The organism is Komagataeibacter swingsii, from assembly GCF_003207895.1.
Taxonomy (GTDB): Bacteria; Pseudomonadota; Alphaproteobacteria; order Acetobacterales; family Acetobacteraceae; genus Komagataeibacter; species Komagataeibacter swingsii.
Genome location: NZ_NKUB01000084.1, coordinates 1 through 1,242 on the forward strand (window position 1 = coordinate 1; position 1,242 = coordinate 1,242).

1 protein-coding gene is annotated in these 1,242 nt (G+C 67.2%); it reads left to right on the forward strand.

Translation table 11 applies throughout. The features are described 5' to 3' along the window. Positions 1-1,242, forward strand: a 1,242-nt coding sequence (gene dxs / locus CFR76_RS17400; protein WP_110557945.1) for a 1-deoxy-D-xylulose-5-phosphate synthase, incomplete at both ends; no start/stop codon positions are given.

Below are 1,242 nucleotides of genomic sequence, written 5' to 3' on the forward strand. Positions count from 1 at the left end.
GCCAAGATGGCCAAGCGCCTGCCCGGCCGGCTGGAGCGCACGGCGAAGAAGGCGGATGAATACGCGCGCGGCATCATGACCGGCGGCACGCTGTTCGAGGAGCTGGGCTTCTATTATGTCGGCCCCGTTGACGGCCACGACATGAACCAGCTTGTCCACATCCTGCGCAACCTGCGCGACGCCGAGGATGTCGGCCCCGTGCTGCTGCATGTGATCACCGAGAAGGGCCATGGCTACAAGCCGGCCGAATCGGCGGGCGACAAGTATCACGCGGTGTCCAAGTTCAATGTCGTGACCGGCGAGCAGAAGAAAGGCCCGTCCGGCCCGCCGAGCTACACCTCGGTCTTTGCGAAGGAACTGGTGCGCCAGGCCGCGACCGACGACAGGATCGTCACCATCACCGCCGCCATGCCCTCGGGCACCGGGCTGGACAAGTTCGCCAAGGCGTATCCTGACCGCTTCTTTGACGTGGGCATTGCCGAACAGCATGCCGTGACGTTCGCCGCCGGCATGGCGACCGAGGGGCTGCGCCCGTTCTGCGCCATCTATTCCTCCTTCCTGCAACGCGCCTATGACCAGGTGATGCATGACGTGGTGCTGCAGAACCTGCCGGTGCGTTTCGCCATCGACCGCGCGGGGCTGGTCGGCGCCGATGGCGCGACGCATGCGGGTTCGTTCGACATCGCCTACCTTGGCTGCCTGCCGGGCATCACGCTGATGGCGCCCAGCACCGAGCTGGAACTGCTGCACATGACCGCGACCGCCATCGCGTTTGACGAAGGCCCGCTGGGCCTGCGTTACCCGCGTGGCGTGGGGCTTGGGCTGGACCTGCCCGAGGCGGGGCAGGTCCTTGAGATCGGGCGCGGACGAATCGTGCGCGAAATGGCCCGCCAGTCCGGGCCGGAACAGGGCGGCATCGCCATCCTGTCGCTTGGGCCAAGGCTGGCCGACGCGCTGAAGGCCGCCGACATGCTGGCGGCACAGGGCCTGTCGCCCACCGTGGCCGACGCCCGCTTCGCCAAGCCGATCGACACCGCCCTGGTCGAGCAGCTTGCGCGCAACCACGCCGTGCTGATCACGATCGAGGAAGGCTCGGTTGGCGGATTCGCAAGCTTTGTCATGACCCACCTGGCCAAGACCGGCCTGCTGGACCGCGTGCGCTTCCGCCCCATGACCCTGCCCGACCGCTTCATCGACCACAACACGCAGGCCGCGCAATACCATGAGGCCGGGCTGGATGCG